This is a genomic window from Microbacterium sp. F51-2R, assembly GCF_052180235.1.
GTDB lineage: Bacteria > Actinomycetota > Actinomycetes > Actinomycetales > Microbacteriaceae > Microbacterium.
Genome location: NZ_CP197470.1, coordinates 3228594 through 3248143, shown reverse-complemented (window position 1 = coordinate 3248143; position 19550 = coordinate 3228594). Strand labels below are relative to the sequence as shown.

Annotated in this window: 13 protein-coding genes; 6 read left to right on the top strand and 7 right to left on the bottom strand. The window is 71.1% G+C overall.

What is annotated here, in order from left to right; all coding sequences use genetic code 11:
* The first annotated feature begins 140 nt into the window (after positions 1-140).
* The 3 genes from ACSBPH_RS14205 to ACSBPH_RS14195 all read left to right on the top strand — a co-directional run bounded on the left by ACSBPH_RS14205 (position 141) and on the right by ACSBPH_RS14195 (position 3971).
* Entirely contained in the window at positions 141-1631 is a 1491-nt protein-coding gene (locus ACSBPH_RS14205) for an aldehyde dehydrogenase family protein (RefSeq protein WP_442574967.1), read from the top strand.
* Between the two features lie 136 nt (positions 1632-1767).
* The gene (locus ACSBPH_RS14200) at positions 1768-1980 is read left to right on the top strand and encodes an AsnC family protein (RefSeq protein WP_442574966.1); all 213 of its coding nucleotides are present in this window, start codon (positions 1768-1770) and stop codon (positions 1978-1980) included.
* 44 nt (positions 1981-2024) lie between these two features.
* On the top strand, positions 2025-3971 hold the full coding sequence (locus ACSBPH_RS14195) for an ABC transporter ATP-binding protein (RefSeq protein WP_442574965.1): 1947 nt from the start codon (positions 2025-2027) through the stop codon (positions 3969-3971).
* Between the two features lie 44 nt (positions 3972-4015).
* On the opposite strand, the gene ACSBPH_RS14190 is transcribed toward ACSBPH_RS14195, so the two are convergent.
* From ACSBPH_RS14190 to ACSBPH_RS14180, 3 genes are all read right to left on the bottom strand, one after another.
* Positions 4016-5815, bottom strand: coding sequence for a Dyp-type peroxidase (locus ACSBPH_RS14190; protein ID WP_442574964.1), 1800 nt, complete (start codon positions 5813-5815; stop codon positions 4016-4018).
* Complete coding sequence (locus tag ACSBPH_RS14185) at positions 5812-6750, bottom strand: hypothetical protein (protein WP_442574963.1); 939 nt, start codon at positions 6748-6750, stop codon at positions 5812-5814. The genes ACSBPH_RS14190 and ACSBPH_RS14185 overlap by 4 nt, the downstream gene beginning before the upstream one ends.
* 194 nt (positions 6751-6944) lie before the next feature.
* Positions 6945-8879 (bottom strand): phosphoenolpyruvate carboxykinase (GTP), encoded by a 1935-nt coding sequence (locus ACSBPH_RS14180; protein WP_442574962.1) that lies wholly within the window; start codon positions 8877-8879, stop codon positions 6945-6947.
* Positions 8880-8997: 118 nt separating this feature from the next.
* Here ACSBPH_RS14180 and ACSBPH_RS14175 point away from each other — a divergent pair, with 118 nt between their 5' ends.
* Entirely contained in the window at positions 8998-10440 is a 1443-nt protein-coding gene (locus tag ACSBPH_RS14175) for a helix-turn-helix domain-containing protein (RefSeq protein ID WP_442574961.1), read from the top strand.
* A gap of 227 nt (positions 10441-10667) precedes the next feature.
* Here ACSBPH_RS14175 and ACSBPH_RS14170 read toward each other — a convergent pair whose 3' ends face one another.
* The 3 genes from ACSBPH_RS14170 to ACSBPH_RS14160 all read right to left on the bottom strand — a co-directional run bounded on the left by ACSBPH_RS14170 (position 10668) and on the right by ACSBPH_RS14160 (position 15358).
* Entirely contained in the window at positions 10668-11744 is a 1077-nt protein-coding gene (locus tag ACSBPH_RS14170; RefSeq protein WP_442574960.1) for a winged helix DNA-binding domain-containing protein, read from the bottom strand.
* A 69-nt stretch (positions 11745-11813) separates the two neighbouring features.
* Positions 11814-13286, bottom strand: a complete 1473-nt coding sequence (locus ACSBPH_RS14165) for an NAD-dependent succinate-semialdehyde dehydrogenase (protein WP_442574959.1) — start codon at positions 13284-13286, stop codon at positions 11814-11816.
* A 143-nt stretch (positions 13287-13429) separates the two neighbouring features.
* On the bottom strand, positions 13430-15358 hold the full coding sequence (locus tag ACSBPH_RS14160; protein WP_442574958.1) for an FAD-dependent monooxygenase: 1929 nt from the start codon (positions 15356-15358) through the stop codon (positions 13430-13432).
* A 118-nt stretch (positions 15359-15476) separates the two neighbouring features.
* Here ACSBPH_RS14160 and ACSBPH_RS14155 point away from each other — a divergent pair, with 118 nt between their 5' ends.
* The gene (locus ACSBPH_RS14155; RefSeq protein WP_442574957.1) at positions 15477-16190 is read left to right on the top strand and encodes an IclR family transcriptional regulator; all 714 of its coding nucleotides are present in this window, start codon (positions 15477-15479) and stop codon (positions 16188-16190) included.
* Positions 16191-16359: 169 nt separating this feature from the next.
* Positions 16360-18012 (top strand): thiamine pyrophosphate-binding protein, encoded by a 1653-nt coding sequence (locus ACSBPH_RS14150; protein WP_442574956.1) that lies wholly within the window; start codon positions 16360-16362, stop codon positions 18010-18012.
* Between the two features lie 126 nt (positions 18013-18138).
* Here the strand turns inward: ACSBPH_RS14150 and ACSBPH_RS14145 are convergent, their stop codons facing one another.
* The gene (locus tag ACSBPH_RS14145; protein WP_442574955.1) at positions 18139-19524 is read right to left on the bottom strand and encodes an MFS transporter; all 1386 of its coding nucleotides are present in this window, start codon (positions 19522-19524) and stop codon (positions 18139-18141) included.
* Positions 19525-19550: the final 26 nt, after the last annotated feature.

Genomic DNA, 19550 nt, shown 5'->3' with positions numbered 1-19550 from the left:
TGCCAGGAGGCCGCGCGCGAGGCACGCTTTATTCAGACGCATCCTTCTGCCGCGACAGCGAACTCGCGCCCCGGGAGTGATGCTCGTCCGCGACGCCGATGCGCGCTCGACGCGTCGGAAGCACAGAGAGGTGGTTCGAGATGTCGGACACAGTGACGGATGCCCCGGTCAAGACGGGGCTGTTCATCGGGGGCGAGGTCCGCGACACGGTGGATACGCTCGCCATCGCCGATCCGGGGAAGCCGGGTGTGGTGGTGGGTCATGCGGCGTCGGCGACGCCGGGTGATGTGGCCGACGCGGTCAGAGCCGCCAAGGACGCGTATCCGGCGTGGTCTGCGTTGTCGGCGGTGGAGCGTGCGCGGTTGATGGCGGACGCGATCGCGGGGATCGCGGATGAGCGTGACGCGGATGCGGCGATCTTGTCGCAGGAGAACGGGAAGGTGCGGTTCGAGGCGTGGGTGGACGCGCTCGTGTTCGAGCTGCGGTGGAACCTGGCGCTGATGCTGGCCGACGAGGTCGACACCGGGCACACGCTCCCGGTCGTGCCCGGCGCGATCCCGGTGTCGACGGAGGTGTCGTACCAGTCGCTGGGGGTGGTGACGGTGATCGTGCCGTTCAACTGGCCGATCGCGATCCTGGGTGCGGCGCTGCCGCACGCGCTGCTGGCCGGGAACACCGCGATCGTCAAACCGCCGCCCACCGCGCCGCTGGCGACCACCCGGGTGGTGCAGCGGGTCGCGGAGAAGCTTCCCCCGGGGGTGCTGAATGTCATCACCGGCCGTGACGCGAACATGACCGGGCTGATCACCGACGTCGACAAGGTGTGCTTCACCGGGTCGGTCAACGGCGGCAAGCGGATCATGGAGCTCGCCTCCACCTCACTGACCCGGGTGACGCTGGAGCTCGGCGGGAACGATGCGGCGGTGTTCCTGGAGGACGCGATCATCGATGACACCCATCTGGACCGCCTGTACGCGGCGATCTACGACACCACCGGGCAGATCTGCATGAACGCCAAGCGCGTCTTCGTGCACCGCTCCCGCCTGGACGAGGTCGTCGAGGGCCTCGCCACCCGACTGGAGAAGGCCGTGATCGGGTACGGGCTGGACGAGGGCACCACGATGGGGCCGCTGCACTCCCCCGCCCAGAAAGCGTTCGTGGCCGAGATCATCCAGGAAGCCAAGGATGCCGGAGCCGAGGTCCGCGAATACGGCACCCTCCCCACCGGCGACCTCGCCGGCGGCAACTTCCTCCGCCCCGCGATCGTCATCGACCCCGACCCGTCCCTGCGCGTGGTGACCCAGGAGCAGTTCGGCCCCGTCATCCCGATCATCCCGTTCGATTCGGAAGACGACGCCGTCCACCTGGCCAACGACACCTGGGGAGGCCTGTGCGGATCGGTATGGACCGCCGACCCCGAAGCGGCCACCCGCGTCGGCTCGCGACTGGTCTGCGGCTACGTCTGGGTCAACGACCACGGCGCCACCCGCCTGGACCTGCGCGCGCCGTTCGGCGGCATGAAGCAGTCCGGCATGGGCCGCGAACAGGGCATCGAAGGCGTCCGCGCCTTCCAAGACACCCGGTCCATCGCCACCATCGACCCCGACGCCCTCGCCGCCATGGCACACTGACACGTTCCCGCAGAGGGCCCGCTCCGGTTCGCCGGGGCGGGTCCTCGTCTCTGCTGCGCGTCACGGCGGGATGCTTCCTCGACTGAGCGTCAACCTAGGTTGACAGCCTCCGCTCCGTCAACTAACGTTGACGCTCGTGAGCGATGACATCCGCACGGCGATCGGGGCGGCACAGGGCGGCGAGCCGCTCCCCGAGCTGCGCCGGTTGCGGGCGCTGCACGCCGATCTGGCGCGCGCCGAGGCCGAGCAGGTGCGCCGCGCGCGCACGCAGGGCTACTCGTGGCTGGCGATCGCCGACGCCCTCGGCGTGAGCAAGCAGGCTGTCCACAAGAAGTACGGTCGAAGATAGGGCGTTCGCCCTTTCTCCCTCATGACCACGAAGCAGGGAACCCCATGTCCACCACGACCTCCTCCTCCCGAGCCCGCTTCGGCCGGCGCGCGCCTCAAGAAGGCCCGCGCGCGAGTCTCAAGCAGCTCTTCCCGTTCCTCCTCGAGCACAAGAGGGTTCTGACCCTCGTCGCGATCCTGAGCGTCATCGGCGCCGCCGCGACACTCGCCCAGCCGCTGTTCGTCGGGGTCCTCATCGGCCGCGTCGAGGCGAACCAGCCGCTCGGGCTCCTCGTGTGGGGCATCGTCGCCCTGGTCATCGTCGCCTCGCTCATCTCGGGCTATCAGCACTACCTCCTGCAGCGCACGGGGACCGCGGTGGTCTACTCGTCCCGCCGCAAGCTCATCGGGCGCATCCTCCACCTCCCGATCAGCGAATTCGATGCGCGACGCACGGGCGATCTCGTCTCCCGCGTCGGCACCGACACGACGCTGCTGTACGCGGTGCTGACACAGGGCCTCGCCGACGCGGTCGGCAACTCGCTGGTCTTCGTCGGCGCGCTGATCGCGATGGCGATCATCGACCCCGTGCTCCTCGGACTCATCGTGATCGTCATCGGCGGCTCGATCGCCGTCGTCGGCGTGCTCAGCGGCCGCATCCGACGCGCGACGAAAGACCAGCAGGAGAAGGTCGGCGAGCTCGCCTCCGGCGTGGAGCGCGCCATCGGCTCGATCCGCACCGTGCGCGCCTCCGGAGCGAGCGACCGCGAGGAGCGCGCGCTCGGCGGTCTCGCCGAGGACACCTATGACCAGGGCGTGCGCATCGCCAAGGTCTCGGCGCTCATCGTGCCGGTCGCGGGCATCGCCCTCCAGCTGTCGCTCCTGGTCGTCCTGGGCGTCGGCGGCCTGCGCGTCGCGTCGGGCGCCATCCCGGTCGCGGCGCTGGTCACCTTCGTCATGTTCCTCTTCCTCCTCGTCGCGCCGCTCGGCACCTTCTTCGGCGCGATCACGTCGGTGAATCAGGCGCTCGGCGCCCTGGGCCGGATCCAGGAGATCCTCGACCTCCCGACTGAGACGCAGGCGGATGCCGCGATCGCGGCCACCGTCCGCGAGCGCGAGGCCGAGGCATCCGTCGCCCCGACCGCACCGGCGCTCGAGTTCCGCGACGTGCACTTCCGCTACCCCGAGGCCGTCGTCGCGGCCCGCCGCAAGGCCGAAGACGCGGCGCTCGCGGCGCTCGACGACGCCCACGTCGACAAGTCGGTGGCCGACGACCTTCGGCGCCTCGCCGAGGGCGAGGGGCAGCCGCCGGCGTCGGAACAGGATGCCGCGGCCGAGGTCCTGCGCGGAGTCTCGTTCTCGGTCCCGCGTGGCGCGCGCGTGGCCCTGGTCGGTCCGTCCGGCGCCGGCAAGAGCACGACGCTCGCCCTCATCGAGCGCTTCTACGACCCGACGTCGGGCGCCGTCCTCCTCGGCGGCGAGGACGTGCGCACGCTCGACCGCGGCGCGCTGCGCGCGCAGCTCGGCTATGTCGAGCAGGACGCTCCGACCCTCGCCGGCACGATCGGCGAGAACCTGCGGCTCGCCTCGCCCGCGGCATCCGATGCGGACTGCGAGCGGGTGCTCCGCGCCGTCAATCTCGGCGAGGTGCTCGAGCGCAGTCCGCTCCGCGTCGACGCGCCCGTCGGCGAGAGCGGCGTGATGCTCTCGGGCGGCGAGCGCCAGCGCCTCGCGATCGCCCGCGCGCTGCTCGCAGCTCCCCCGATCCTGCTCCTGGACGAATCGACGTCGTCGCTGGACGGCCTGAACGAGCAGCGCATGCGCGACGCGATCGACGCCGTCGCGACGGGCCGCACGCTCGTCGTGATCGCCCACCGGCTCTCGACCGTCGTCGACAGCGACCACATCGTCGTCATGGACCACGGCCGGGTCGTCGGTCAGGGCACGCACTCGGAGCTCGTCGAGACCACGCCGCTGTACCGCGACCTCGCGAGGCACCAGCTCCTCGTGTGACGTCAGCGGGGCCCACCGCGCCGGGCGACCCGCCGTCGGTCCCGCTAGCCCGGTGATCCGCCGCCGGCGGGCTCCGCCCCGAGCACGTCGGCGACCGCCGAGATCCCCGGCGCGAAGAAGTAGCCGCCGCCCGTCGCGGTCACGAACTCCTGTTCGATCGCGACCCGCGTCGCCTCGCCCGACGCGGCGGGCAGATCGATGTGCCGCGTGCGATCGCCGTAGTCATCGGCCTGGCCGATGATCGGGTCATGGCCGCCCACGTTCGGCTGCAGCGACGAGTTCGCCCAGCGCCGCACGACGAACTCGAACTGGTCCTCGATCGAGGTCATGTAGGCGGCGAACAGCAGCCCGCGCTCCGTCTCGACGAGCTCGGGCGAGGGGCCGGCGACGCCGGCGAGCGGCGGCCCGAACGGGATGCCCCGGCGCAGCATGAGCCGCAGGAACGTGTCGGCCGGCGCCCCGAAGTCGGTCGCGCTGTCGCGCGGGTTGACCTTGCGGAAGTGCCCGGCGACGGGGCAGGCCTGCCCGAAGAGGTCGGCGCGGGCGCGCGGATGGCCGTCGCCCGGATATCCCGCACGCGAGAGCTCGGGGCTCGGCATCCAGGCGGTCGTGTCGTCGTCGAACTGGAAGTGGTTGTGTGCGAACTCATCCCCCGCGAGCGCCACGTCGTCACCCTCGGGCGTGCGCGAGATCGGCGCGCCGCTCGGCCATCGGCCCACCATCATCGACGCGAAGTGCACGGGGTCGGTGCCATGCGCCTGCGCCGCGCGGGCGGCGAAGTCCCAGAACGCCGGAACGTCCTGCGTCAGCCGGCGGAAGACGAGATACGACCCGTTGCGGGCCCAGTCCGGGAAGGCGTCGGATGCCTCGGCTGCGACGAGCGGATCGGCCGGGCTCTGCCGGGGCCAGCCCACGACGAACTGACCCGGCCAGACGAGCGGCTGCCCCGGCTTGCCGAAGATGCGCGAATGCGGATTGCGCGGGTCGAGGTAGCGGGGGCTGATGTCCTCGCCGTCGACGGTCGCCCCGCGCACACCCGGTTGCGAGACGCCGTCCTTGAAGCCGAAGTGCTCGTGCCCCGCGAGGTTGCCCGGCAGGTTCTCGCCGAGCTGGTCGAACGTCAGGGTCACGGCCAGCCGCTCGGCTTCCGCGATGATCCCGGATGCCGCGGCCTCGAGCTCGTCGAGCGAATCCGACGCGACGATCACCACGAAGTCGGCTTCCGTTCCGCTCCCGCCGACCTTCCAGCCGTCGCGGTGCCCCGGCGCCTCGGGATCGGCCGGATCGCCGAGGAACGTCGAGCGCGCCGCCATCCCCTGCCGGAACGCGCCGTCGCCGAACCGTGCGAGGGCATCCTCGCCGAGCAGCTTCACGACCGCCGACGCTGACACCGCCAAAGCCGTCCACGTCGCCGTCTTCGTCGGCGTCGCGCTCCCCGACTCGAGCCGCTCGCGGCGGAACTCCCGCCGGAAGTCGAGCACCTCCCGCATGCTCGACAGGCGCGGTGCGAGCCCGCGGAGCCACTCCCGAGCGCGGGGCGCATCGGCCGCCGTGAAGAAGAGGAAACGCTGGTGGTCCTTGTTGAAGCCGGGGATCACGTTGCCCTGGATGTCGGAGGTCGCCGTTTCGTCGAAGACCGGCTCGGCCGAGGCATCCGTCCGCTGCTGGGCTGCGGACGCAGGCGCAGGCGCCTCCTCGCCCAGGAGCCCCGACGCCGCCCACTCCGCCGGCGACGCCGGCGCGCCCGGCGCCACCGGCGTCGGCTGCGGCAGCGAGATGCCCGACAGTCGCTGCACACCTACCGCACCGAGTCCCGCGAGTGCGTCGCCGCCCTGTCCGCTCATGCGACTCCTCCCGTGACGACGTGCGCCGACATCGTGATGTGCTCCGCGATCTGCCCGCCGAACTCGATCGGCCGGCCGCCGATCGAGATGTCGCCGACGAGGAAGCCCTCGCTGTCGGGCACGCGGTAGGTGACCCGCAGCGCCGCACCCGGGCGACCGCGGTCGATCGTCCAGTAGTCGCCGACGCGGCGACCGTCGGGGGTGGTCCAGCCGGAGTCGTCCCAGCCGATCATGTAGAGCCCCGGCGGGTTCGCTGTCGCGATGCGATGCCCTTGCCTCGACATCGCCCAGAGGTCGAAGTTGATCCGCGCGTCGGCACCCGTCGCGCGCGAGTACGGCAGCGCGTCGTAGCCGTCGTCGGCGTGCTGCGACGGCTCGAGCTCCTGCGAGACGCCGAGGAGGTCTCTCATCGAGTTGATCGGCATGACGTAGTGCACCGCACCGTCCGTCGTGTTCCACCGGTTGAGAAGGAGATAGGTGCCGTCGGGCGCGAACAGGTCGCCCCGCGCGACATCGGGCGAGACGAGCCGCCGGTAGAGGTCGAGCACGACGTCGGGGTGGAGCGCCGCGAGGAGCCGCCAGTACTCGGGCGTCTCGCACGTGAAGGTGACGGCCGAGATCTTCCCGCTCGTGCGTTCGACGTGCCACTCGAGGTACTCGATCTGCACGGCGCGATCCTCGGCGGCGGCATAGGCGGCGGACCGGTCGTCGCGGTGCTCCATGAGGAGGGGCCTCGACATCCCCGTCCAGGTGATCGCGCGCTCGCGGTCGGACGGGACGTCGCCGAGCGCGGGGTTGAGGTACGCGCCCCGTCCGCTCAGCTCGGTCGACTCCGCGATGAGTCCGCTCACGAGGTCGTGCCAGCGATCGAGGAACCCTCGGTCCCCTCCCGCGTCGTCGATGCCGGCCGGTGGCGAGAACCGCACGAGTGCCATGCACGGAAGCTAGCAGGGCACGGTGCCGCGGCGCGACGGCCCGGGACGACGGATGCCTCAACCCCCTCGCGACGGCCGGGGACGACGGATGCCTCGGCCCCCTGCACAGGGCGGGCCGAGGCATCCTTCGTCCGACACGCTCACGCACCCGCGGGCGGCTCGCAGCCGAGCCCGCGGTGCGGAGACCGAGCGCGTCAGGACTGCTGAGCGAGCTTCAGCCGGTAGCGGAGCGCCGCGAGCTCTGCCCACAGCGGCGCCGGGACGCGCCCGTCGAAGGTGCGGTAGAACTCCTCGGTGAGGTCGGTCTCGCGCATCCACGACACGGGGTCGATCGCGAACAGCTCGTCGAGATCGGCCTGGGGCACGTCGATGCCGTCGAGGTTGAGGTCTTCGGGGCGCGGCAGGCGTCCGATGGGGCTGTCGGCGGCGGGAACCTGGCCCTCGACGCGGCGGATGATCCAGTCGATGACGCGCGAGTTGTCGCCGAAGCCCGGCCACAGGAAGCGGCCGTCCGTGCCCTTGCGGAACCAGTTGACCTGGAAGACGCGCGGCGCCCGGTCGAAGCGCAGCTTCTGCCCGACCTTGAGCCAGTGGCCGAAGTAGTCGGCCATGTTGTAGCCGCAGAACGGCAGCATCGCGAAGGGGTCGCGGCGCAGTTCGCCGACCGTGCCCTCGGCGGCGGCAGTGCGCTCCGACGAGATGTTCGAGCCCATGAAGACGCCGTGGGTCCAGTCGGTCGCCTCGACGACGAGCGGCACGTTCGTCGCACGACGACCGCCGAAGAGGATGGCGTCCAACGGCACGCCCTGCGGGGCATCCCAGTCGTCCGCGATCTGCGGGCACTGCGCGGCGCTCACCGTGAAGCGGGAGTTGGGATGGGCGGCGGGGCGTCCCGACGCGGGCGTCCAGGGGTTGCCCTCCCAGTCGATGAGCTCGGGCGGGGCCTCGTCGGTGAGTCCCTCCCACCACACGTCGCCGTCGGGGCGGAGTGCGACGTTCGTGAAGATCGTGTTGCCCCACAGCGTCTCGACGGCCGTGACGTTGGTCGACTCGCCCGTGCCGGGGGCGACGCCGAAGAACCCGGCCTCGGGGTTGATCGCCCACAGGCGGCCGTCCTCGCCGGGGCGGAGCCACGCGATGTCGTCGCCGAGCGTCTCGACGCGCCATCCGGGGATCGTCGGGCGCAGCATCGCGAGGTTCGTCTTACCGCACGCCGAGGGGAAGGCCGCCGCGACGTGGTACGCCTTGTCCTGCGGGTCGATGACGCGGATGAGGAGCATGTGCTCGGCGAGCCACCCCTCGTCGCGACCGATGACCGAGGCGATCCGCAATGCGAAGCACTTCTTCGCGAGGATGGCGTTGCCGCCGTAGCCCGACCCGAACGACCACACCTCGAGCGTGTCGGGGAAGTGCACGATGTACTTCTCGTCGTTGCACGGCCACGCGACATCCTGCTCACCCGGTGCAAGAGGTGCGCCGACCGTGTGCACCGTCTTGACCCAGTGCGCGCCCGACGCGATCTCGCGCAGCACGCTCGCGCCGACGCGCGTCATGATGCCGATCGAGGTGACGGCGTAGGCGCTGTCGGTCACCTGCACGCCGATGTGCGAGAGCGGCCCGCCGACGGGGCCCATCGAGAACGGCACGACGTACATCGTGCGACCGCGCATGCTGCCCTCGAACAGGGGGGTCAGGATGCCGCGGATCTCGTCGGGCGCGATCCAGTTGTTCGTCGGGCCCGCGTCCTCCTCGCGCTCCGAGGCGATGAAGGTGCGTCCCTCGGTGCGAGCGACGTCGCTCGGGTGCGAGCGGGCGAGGTAGGAGCCGGGACGCCATTCGGGGTTGAGCTTGATGAGCTTGCCCTCGTCGACCATCTCGCGAAGCAGCGCGTCGTTCTCCGCGCGGGAGCCGTCGACCCAGTGCACGGCGGCCGGCTGGGTGAGGGCGGCGATCTCGTCGACCCACTCGATGAGCGCCGTCATGCCCTCGCCGACGATCTGCGGGCGAGCGCCGAACCTCGCCGTCCCGCGCGGCGCCGGCGGGGCTTTTGCCGTGGTCGTGCCGGCGGACTTTCCTGCGGGCTGGGCGGATACCGGTGCGGGGCGGGTGAAGATGTCGGCGATTGCCATGTCGGAGTTCCTCCCTGAACGTGCGCTGCGTGGCTCCCTTCCACTTTGCGGCCTTGCGTATGAGACTTTCGGGGCAGACCGCCCGCAAGAACTTCGATTCTTTCGCTATTCTCAAGGAATGCCTTCCACCTCCCTCGAACTCACGACGCTGGGCCACCGCATCCGTCATCAGCGCGTCTCGCACGGGTTCACCCTCGACGAACTCGGTGAGAAGGTCGGCGTCGCGGGCAGCCAGCTGAGCCTCATCGAGAACGGCAAGCGCGAGCCCAAGCTCTCGCTTCTGCAGGCGATCGCCGAGGCGACGGGTGTCGAGGTCGGCGAGCTGCTGTCGACCGAGCCCCCGAACCGGCGCGCGGCGCTCGAGATCGAGCTGGACCGCGCGCAGTCGAGCCCTGTGTTCCGTCAGCTCGGCATCGCCCCGGTCAAGGTGACCAAGAGCATGAGCGACGAGACGCTCGAGTCGATCCTCGGACTCCACCGCGAGCTGCAGCGCCGCGAGCGCGAGGCCATCGCGACGCCCGAGGAGGCTCGTCGCGCCAACACCGACCTGCGGCTGCGCATGCGTGCGCACGACAACTACCTGCCCGACATCGAGAAGCTCGCCGAGAAGCAGCTGAAGGCGGCCGGGCACGTGACAGGCGCCCTCACCCACCGCACGGTCAGCATCATGGCCGATCAGCTCGGGTTCGAGCTGATCTACGTCAACGACCTGCCCCACTCGGCGCGGTCGGTGACCGACCTCGAGAACGGCCGGATCTACCTTCCTCCGGCCTCGATCCCCGGCGGGCACGGCCTGCGGTCGATGGCGCTGCAGGCGATGGCCCACCGCCTGCTCGGGCACAAGCCGCCCACCGACTACGCCGACTTCCTGCAGCAGCGCCTCGAGATCAACTACTACGCCGCGTGCTGCCTCATGCCCGAGACGAACTCGGTCGCCTTCCTCCAGCAGGCGAAGAAAGACCGCAACCTCGCGGTCGAGGACTTCCGCGATGCCTTCGGCGTGACGCACGAAGCGGCGGGCATGCGCATGACCAACCTCCTGACGAAGCACCTCGGCATTCCGCTGCACTTCCTGCGCGTCGACGGATCGGGCGCGATCTCGCGCGTGTACGAGAACGACGACCTTCCGCTGCCGATGGATGTCACGGGGTCGGTCGAGGGGCAGATCGTCTGCCGGCGCTTCCTCGCGCGGTCGGCCTTCGAGGAGCAGAACCGCACGACCGAGCACTACCAGTACACCGACACCCCCGCGGGCACCTTCTGGTGCTCGACGCAGACGGGCACCACCTCGGCGGGCGAGTTCTCCATCACCGTGGGCGTGCCGTTCGACGATGCGAAGTGGTTCCGCGGCCGCGAGACGCACAAGCGCGACGTCTCGCGCTGCCCCGACGAATCGTGCTGCCGTCGCCCGTCGTCCGACGTCGCCGAGCGCTGGGGCGGCAAGGCCTGGCCGAGCGCCCGCGTGCACATGCAGATGTTCTCGCCGCTCCCCCGCGGCGCCTTCCCCGGCGTCGACGACAACGAGGTCTACTCCTTCCTCGACCGGCACGCGGCAGGCTGAGATAGCGGGGACGGATGCCTCGGCATCCGTCACCCGCCGGCCGGCGCTTGGCCGCTGCCTCCGCTGATCGAGCGGAGGTTCTCACCGCGGCGGAGGGCCGACACGCGGGGAGAGCCCCCTCCCTTCCCGCGAGACCCTCCGCTCAGCGGAGGCGCGGGCGGCCCCGGGCAGGCACGCGGCGGGCAGGGACACCGGATGCCTCGGCATCCGTCACCCGTGGGTTGGAGTCATCCGGTGATGAAGGCGCGGTACCGGTCGAGGGCTGCGCCGACCTCTTCGTCGCTCGCGGCGCCCGGCGCGAAGAGGTCGGGCACCGGGTCGTCGGCATGGCGGCCGACCGCGACGGAGTGCGTCCACACGCCGACGATCTCGCCGCGCGCGACGAGGATCGGCCGGACGATGCCGTTGAGGCTCGGGCCGATCGCCGCGAGGAACTCCGGCGCGCACGGCACGGTGCGGTCGGCGTACGAGAGGTAGTACTCCTCGAAGGGCGGGAGCGCGAGGACTTCGGGCGCCGCGGCGCTCCGCCGAGGGCGCGCGCCCGCGGCGACGTAGAGCGGTTCGGGCTCTTCGGCGATCTGGATGAGGCGATCGGATGCCGCGACCGCCGCCTCCCGGGCATCTCGCAGCGGCAGACCCGACCACCACGAGAAGTCGCGCGGGCCGGCCGGGCCGTGCGAAGCGATGAATCGCGCGAACATCTCGGCGAGCGGATCAGCGGGACTCACCGACTCGCCGATCCACTCCTCGGCGAGGACGAGATACTGCTCGCGCGACGGTCCGGCCTCGCGGGCCACGACGGGGCCCTGGCAGATGACGCCTCGCAGCGACATGGCCACGAGCAGGTGGTACCCGCGCTGCTTGGCCGTGGAATGACCCGCCGCCTCCCACACCTCGGCGAGCTGCTTGCGGGTGAGGCGATTGCCGCCGGTGAGGGCGGCGCGCGTGGCCGCTTCGACCCCAGCGAGCACGGAGTCGTCGATGCCCTCCGCCCGGCGCACCGGTGCCGCCGACCGCGCCTGGCGTTCCGCTGTGAGCGAGAGCACCCAGGCCAGGTCGCGCGGCGGGATGGCGTGGATCGTGCCGCGCATCGTCCATGAGCGCACGACCTCGCCGCGGTCGAACGCGGCGTCGACGTCGCTGAGGCGCGGGGCGCCGCGCGTGCGCGACGCGAGGGCCCAGCGTCCGCCCCAGAACTCCTGGGCCTGTGTCGCGAGCATGTGCTCGGCCGCGGCCGCCACGCTTGCGGCGGGCGCGCTCAGCCGATGCGACCGCAGACGCTCCTCGCGCAGCATCCCGCTCATCCCCCCATCTTCCCCCTCCCCTTCGACACTCACCCGCCCCGCTTTCCCGAGGAGGAGAGGAAAAGCGGGTCAGGCGAAGGGATTCGCCGTCAGCGTGTACTTCGTCTGGAGGTACTCGTGGATGCCCTCGGCGCCGCCCTCGCGGCCGAGGCCCGACGACTTCCAGCCGCCGAACGGGGCCGCGGCGTTGGAGACGACCCCGACGTTGAGGCCCATCATCCCGGTCTCGAGGCGCTCGATCATCCGCTGGCCGCGGGCGAGGTTCTCGGTGAAGACGTAGGAGACGAGGCCGTACTCGGTGTCGTTCGCGATGCGGACGGCCTCGTCCTCCGTGTCGAAGGGGATGATCGCGAGAACGGGTCCGAAGATCTCCTCCTGAAGGATGTCGCTGCCCGGCCGCACATCGGTGACGACCGTGGGCTCGTAGAAGGTGCCGGGGCCGTCGACGGCCTTGCCGCCCGTGGTGACGGTGGCGCCGCGCTCGACGGCGTCCTGCACGAGCGAGGAGGCCTTCGCGACCGCGCGGTCGTCGATGAGGGGTCCGATGGCCACGCCCTCTTCGGTGCCGCGGCCGATCTTGAACGCCTGCACCTTCTCGGTGACGCGGCGCGCGAACTCGTCGGCGACAGAACGGTGCACGATGAAGCGGTTGGCCGCTGTGCAGGCCTGGCCGATGTTGCGGAACTTCGCGAGCATCGCGCCGTCGACGGCCTTGTCGAGATCGGCGTCGTCCATGACGACGAAGGGCGCGTTGCCGCCGAGCTCCATGGAGGTGCGAAGGATGCCGCCCGCGGCCTGCTCGAGGAGCCGCACGCCGACGGGGGTCGATCCCGTGAACGACAGCTTGCGCAGGCGGGGGTCGCGGATGATGGGCTCCGACACCGCCCCCGATGTCGAGGTCGTGAAGACGTTGACGACGCCCTTCGGCAGGCCCGCGTCTTCGAGGAGCTTCGCGAAGTACAGCGTCGTCAGGGGCGTCAGCTCGGCGGGCTTGATGACCACCGTGCACCCGGCGGCGAGCGCCGGCGCGATCTTGCGCGTCGCCATCGCGAGCGGGAAGTTCCACGGCGTGATGAGGAAGCACGGCCCGACGGCGTGCTGCGACACGATCATGCGGCCCGTGCCCTCGGGGTTCGCGCCGTAACGCCCTTGGATGCGCGCGGCCTCCTCGCTGAACCAGCGGAGGAACTCCCCGCCGTAGGCGACCTCGCCGCGGGCCTCGGCGAGGGGCTTGCCCATCTCGATCGTCATGAGGAGCGCGAACTCCTCCTTGCGCTCCTGCAGCAGATCGAACGCCCGGCGCAGCAGCTCGCCGCGCTCGCGCGCGGGCGTCTGCGACCACGAGGGGAAGGCCTCGACGGCCGCGTCGAGGGCCGACATCCCGTCGCCGGGCGACGCGTTGGCGATCTCCTTGACGACGTCGCCCGTGGCCGGGTCGTAGACCTTCAGCGTCTTGCCGCCGTCGGCGGCGAGCCATTCGCCGCCGATGAAGAGGCCGTCCGGCACCTTCGCCAGCAGTTCGGTCTCGCGGTTCTCGCTCATGGGACTCCCTCGGAGGTGTCGGATGCCGCAGCCGCGGCATCCGGTCTGCTCAGTGTGGTTCGTGGTCATTCTGCCCGCGGGCGACGGCGGCGCCGATAGACGCGGCGTACACGCACCGCGCCCGGATCACCGTCGCGGACAGCTCAGGATGCGCGGGATGCGCCGGCGGCGAGGGCGGCGGCGCGCTGGTCGAGGAACGCGCCGGCGAAGAAGTCCGCGAGCTCGTCCGTCGCCGAGAGCGGCAGGACCGCCGCGACGTACTGGTCGGGACGCACGACGACGACCACGCCGTCGCGCGAGAGCTCGCGCTCGTCGAAGATGTCGGTCGTCCGCCAGGCATCGGGGCCGGCGGCGTAGACCTTCTCCCAGTCGGTCAGCCCGAGCGGACCCGACGTCGGGAAGAAGACGGCGGGCACGTGCGCGATGTCGACGTCTTCGAAGGACTGCTGGTAGATCGCCTTGACGTCGAACACGGCGTCCGCGTCGGCACCCGCCGGCGTGTGCCGGGCGAGCGGCGAGTCCGGCGCAGCGAGCCACGCGGCCCACTCGGCGAGCGCCGAGGGCTCCCCGGCCGCGGGCGCATCGGCGAACGCATAGATGCGCCACCGGCCGTCCGCCTTGGCGTGGTGGCCGAGGTGGACGACGTTGCCGTCGCACACGCGCGTGACCTCGGCGGATTTGAACCGCTTTCCCACGGGGAACCGGGCGGCCAGGGCCTGGTGCGAGGCATCCGTCATGATCTGCGACGGCCCGTACTGCGTCATGAAGCCCGACGGGAACTCGGCGGTGCCGAGGTAGAACGTCGCGAGCTCCTGCGGATCACTGATCTCTTCGGGCTTGCGCGCCATGAGCGACGACCACTCGCGGTCGAAGTCGATGAGCTGCTGTGCGACGGGCTGGCGCTCGGCCGAATAGGTCTCGAGGAGGGATGCCGGGGCGAGGCCGGTCAGCACGTGTCCGAGCTTCCACCCCAGGTTGAAGCCGTCCTGCATCGAGACGTTCATGCCCTGGCCGGCCTTCGCGCTGTGCGTGTGGCACGCGTCGCCGGTGAGGAAGACGCGGGGCGCGCGGTCCTCCCCCGGGTCGACGTCATCGAACTTGTCGGTCACCCGGTGCCCGACCTCGTAGACGCTGTGCCACGCCACCTGCTTCACGTCGATCGTGTACGGGTGGAGGATCTCGTTCGCCCGCCGGATGATCTCTTCGACGGGGGTCTGACGCACGCGGTGGTCGTCGTCCTCCGCGACGGCGCCGAGGTCGATGTACATCCGCGACAGGTAGCCGCCCTCGCGCGGGATGTGGAGGATGTTGCCCGCCTCGGCGTTGATGGCGCACTTGGTGCGCCAATCGGGGAAGTCGGTGTTCACGAGGACGTCCATGACGCCCCACGCGTGCGCCGAGATGCCGCCGAGGTGCTTGCGGCCGATCGCCTCGCGCACGCCGCTGCGGGCACCGTCGCAGCCGACGACGTACTTGGCGCGGACGGTGCGTTGCTCACCCGCCCGCGGGCCGGCCGAGTAGCGCACGCGCACCTCGACGGGATACTCCTCGCCCTCGTGCAGCGTGAGTCCGGCGAACTCGATCCCGTAGTCGGGGACGATGCGCCCCGGCCCGTTCGCGGCGGCCTCGGCGAAGTAGTCGAGCACGCGCGCCTGGTTGACGATGAGGTGAGGGAACTCGCTGATCTTGAACGCGTAGTCCTCGGTGCGCGCCGTGCGCACGATGTTGCCGGGGTTCTCGGGGTCGGGGCCCCAGAAGTTCATGTAGGCGATGTTGTAGGCCTCGGCGACGATGCGCTCCGCGAACCCGAAGGCCTGGAACGTCTCGACGCTGCGCGGCTGGATGCCGTCGGCCTGTCCGAGGACGAGGCGGCCGTCGCGACGCTCGATGATGCGTGTGACGACGTCGGGGAACTGCGACAGCTGCGCCGACAGCAGCATGCCGGCGGGGCCGGAACCGACGATGAGCACGTCCATCTCGTCGGGGAGCTCTGCGGGACGGTCGATGCCCGTGCCCGCGGCATCCTGAACCCGAGGCTCTCCCGAGACGTACCCGTGGTGGTGGAACTGCATCTTCGTCGATCCCTTCCTCGGACAGCGGCGTCGAGGTACTTGCTGGTTCGCGCGTCGTGTTCTATATTCGAACGCAACGTTCTACTATTGAACAGATCGTATACGAAGAGGATGCCGTATGACAAGGGCCGATGGCGCGAGCGCGCCCGCCTCGCAGACGCTGAGCCGTGGCATCCGGATCCTCGAGGTGCTCGCCGACGCCCGCGATCCGCTCACGATCGACGACCTGGCTGCGCGGCTCGGGGTGCACCGGTCCATCGCCTATCGGCTCCTGCGCACCCTCGAGGACCACGGCCTCGTCACGCGCGACGGCAACGGCCGGGTCGCGCTGGGCTCGCGCATGGCGGCGCTCGCGGCCGGCGTCGCGCACGATCTCCAGGCCGAGGCGCTCCCCGAACTGACGGCGGCGGCCAACGAGCTCGGGATGACGTGCTTCCTGTCGATCCTCGACCGCGACGAGTGCATCACTCTCGCCAGCGTCGAGCCGCGCCACGGCATCGCCTCGGTCGCCCAGCGGCCGGGAACCCGGCATCCGGTCACGGTCGGCGCCCCCGGCAAGGCGATCCTGTCGACCATGCCGGAGTCGGCGTGGCCGGCGGGTCTCGACGACGCGCATCGCGCCGACGTGCGCACGGCCCGGGAGCGCGAGTGGGCGACCAGCCACGACGAGGTCATCGCGGGGCTCCGCTCGATCGCCGTGCCGCTGGCACTGCCGAAGGGTGAGCGCGCCGCGATCGCGGTGGTCTACCTCTCCGACCCGCACCCCGACGCCGAGATCGCGGCGCGGCTGGCGAGCACGGCGGCGGCGATCACCGCGGCGATCGGCGGCTGAGGCACCGTCTGCAGACCACCGACCGCGGCACGGATGCCTATACTCGACGTGTCCGGCGACGAAGCGCCCGCCGGTGCTCGAAAAATGGGCACGCAGCCGCCTCCGTCGTGGGAGGACGCGCGAGACACATACGGCCTCATCATCCGTTCCTCTGTCTCCGGGAGTTCCCATGCCCACCGTCTCCGCGCACGTCGCCGTCACCCTCGCCCGTCATGTCGACCACGTCTTCGGGGTGATGGGCAACGGCAACGCCTGGTTCCTCGACGCCCTCGAACGCCAGACCTCGGCGACCTACACCGCCGTCCGCCACGAGGCCGGTGCCGTCGTCGCCGCCGACGCGCACTATCGCGCGGGCGGTGGCCTCGCCGCCGCCACGGCGACCTACGGCGCCGGCTTCACCAACACGCTCACGGCCCTCGCGGAGGCGGTGCAGGCGCACGTGCCGCTCGTGCTCGTCGTGGGCGACGAGCCGACGTCGGGCCCGCGCCCGTGGGACGTCGACCAGATCGCGCTCGCGTCGGCGGTCGGCGCGCGCACGTACACGGTGGGACGGACGGATGCCGCGGCCACGACCGTGATCGCGATCGAGCACGCCCTCACCTACCGCGTGCCGACGGTGCTCGCCATCCCGTACGACGTCGCGACGCGTGAGGCGGGCCCCGTGCCCGAGGCCCCCGCACCGGCGCTTCCCGCCCCGCTCGCTGCGACGGGGCCGTTCGCCGTCGCCGCCGTGCGCGAGCTCGCTCGGGCGCTCGCGGGTGCCCGGCGGCCGTTCCTCCTCGCCGGCCGCGGGGCATGGGTCTCGGGGGCGGGAGCCGTGCTCGGCGAGCTCGCCGACGCGACGGGCGCCGTCACGGCGTCGACAGCCCTCGGACGCGGGATCTTCCCCCGCCCCGAGTTCGACCTCGGCGTCACCGGCGGGTTCGGAGCCGAGGCAGCCATGGAACTCGTGCGGGAGGCCGATGTCGCTGTCGTCTTCGGCGCGTCGCTCAACCAGTTCACGATGCGCTTCGGCGAGCTCTTCTCACCGGGAACCCGCGTCGTGCAGGTCGACGTGGCACCCGCCGCGACCCACCCGCACGTCGGCGGGTACCTCCGCGGCGACGCGCGGATGATCGCGGACGCGCTCCTCGAGGAGCTGCGTGCGCTCGGCGCCTCACCCTCGGGCTGGCGCGAATCGGTGTCGTTCGACGGCCTCCGCGATCACGAGGCGGGCGACGGGACCGCGCCCGACGGGCGGCTCGACGCGCGCTCGGTCGCCGTGCGCATCGGGGAGCTGCTTCCGGCCGACAGGGTCGTCGTCTCGGACGGGGGCCACTTCATCGGCTGGGCCAACATGTACTGGCCCGTCGCCTCCCCCGACCGGATGATCATGGTCGGCACGGCGTATCAGTCGATCGGCCTCGGCTTCCCGTCGGTGCCGGGCGCGACCCTTGCCAAACCGGAGTCCACCATCGTGCTGACGACGGGCGACGGTGGGGGGCTCATGGCCCTCGCCGACCTCGAGTCGGCTGTCCGGGTCGCGGGCGGCCGCGGTCTCTGCGTCGTGTGGAACGACCGCGCGTACGGCGCCGAGGTCAACCTCTACGGCCTGAAGGGCGTCGCAGAGGAGCCCATGCTCATCCCCGAGGTCGACTTCGCCGGGCTCGCCCAGGCGGTCGGCGCCGAGGGTGTCGTGGTGCGCTCCCTCGCCGATCTGGACCGCCTCGCGTCCTGGGCGGCGCAGGCCCCGGCATCCCGCCCCTTCCTGCTCCTCGACTGCCGCGTCTCGACGTCGGTCATCGCGCCCTACCAGCGCGAGATCATCCGCGTGAACTCCTGACCCGGCCCGCCGCCTCGCTGCACCCCTCGCCTCGAAACAAGGGATCCTCGTCGAAACCGGGGGTGATTTCCCCTGGCTCGACGAGGATCCCTTGTTTCGCGGCCACCGACGGCCGCGCCGAACGGGTCAGGCCTTGGCCACGCCGTAGATCGGGCTCACCGACTGCTCGGCCTCGTGGTCGGGGCCGAGCGGGATTCCCGACCGGTCGCGCAGGAGGAGCGTGGCGACGAGTCCGACGAGCGTCATGCCCGCGAGGTACCACGTGACCGAGACGGTCGAGCCCGTCGCCTGCACGAGCGCCGTCGCGATGGTCGGGGCGAACGCGCCGCCCAGGATCGCGCCGATCGCGTACGAGATCGAGACGCCCGAGAAGCGGATCGAGGCCGGGAACAGCTCGGAGTAGAGCGCCGCCTGCGGGCCGTACGTGAAGCCGAGGCCCACCGTCAGGATCGCAAGGCCAAGGAACATCAGCCAGATGTCGCCCGTGTTGACGAGGGGGAACAGGGCGAAGACGCCGATGAGCTGCAGTATCCACCCGAAGATGTAGGTCGTGCGGCGGCCGAGCCGGTCCGAGATCACACCCGCGGCGAAGGTCGAGAGCAGCCAGGTCACCGCCGAGGCCGCGACGGCCCAGAGCACGGGGGTGCGGTCGAGGGCGAGCGGGCCGTCGGGGTTGGTGGCGTAGTTCTGGATGTAGCCGCCCGTGGTCATGTAGCCGACGGCGTTGTTGCCGGCGAAGACGAGGGCCGCGATGAGGACGAGCAGGGCGTGCTTGCGGAACAGCTGCACGATGGGCGTGCGCGCCTTCTCCTTGCGCTCGGCGAGCTCGACGAACACGGGGCTCTCCTCGACGCGACGGCGGACGTACCAGCCCACGAGGATCAGCACGACGCTCAGGAGGAAGGGCACGCGCCATCCCCACGCGAGGAAGGCGTCGCCGGGGGCGATCATGGCCATGAGCGCCATGACTCCCGAGGCCAGGAGCAGGCCGAGCGGAACGCCGATCTGCGGGGAGGCTCCGAATGCGCCGCGGCGCGTCTTGGGGGCGTGCTCGACGGCCATCAGCACCGCGCCGCCCCACTCGCCGCCGGCCGACAGACCCTGGAGGATGCGCAGCAGCACGAGGAGGATCGGCGCGGCGATGCCGATCGCCTCGTAGGTGGGCAGGAGGCCGATGAGCGCCGTCGAGACGCCCATGAGCACGAGCGTCCACATCAGCACGACCTTGCGTCCGTACTTGTCGCCGAAGTGCCCCGCGAGGAAGGCGCCCAGCGGACGGAACAGGAAGCTGATGCCGACGGTCGCGAATCCGATGAGCAGGCTGTTCGCGCCGAGGGGCGCGAAGAAGAGCTGGCCGAACACGAGACCCACGGCGGTGGCGTAGATGAAGAAGTCGTACCACTCGACGGTGGTTCCGACGACGGTCGCGAAGACGACCCTCCGGCGGTCTGCCGGTGTTGCGATGGTGCCCGTGGGGGTGAATCCCTGGGGGGCGGACCTTCGGTCTTGCATGCTCATTTCATTGACTCCCTCGTCGG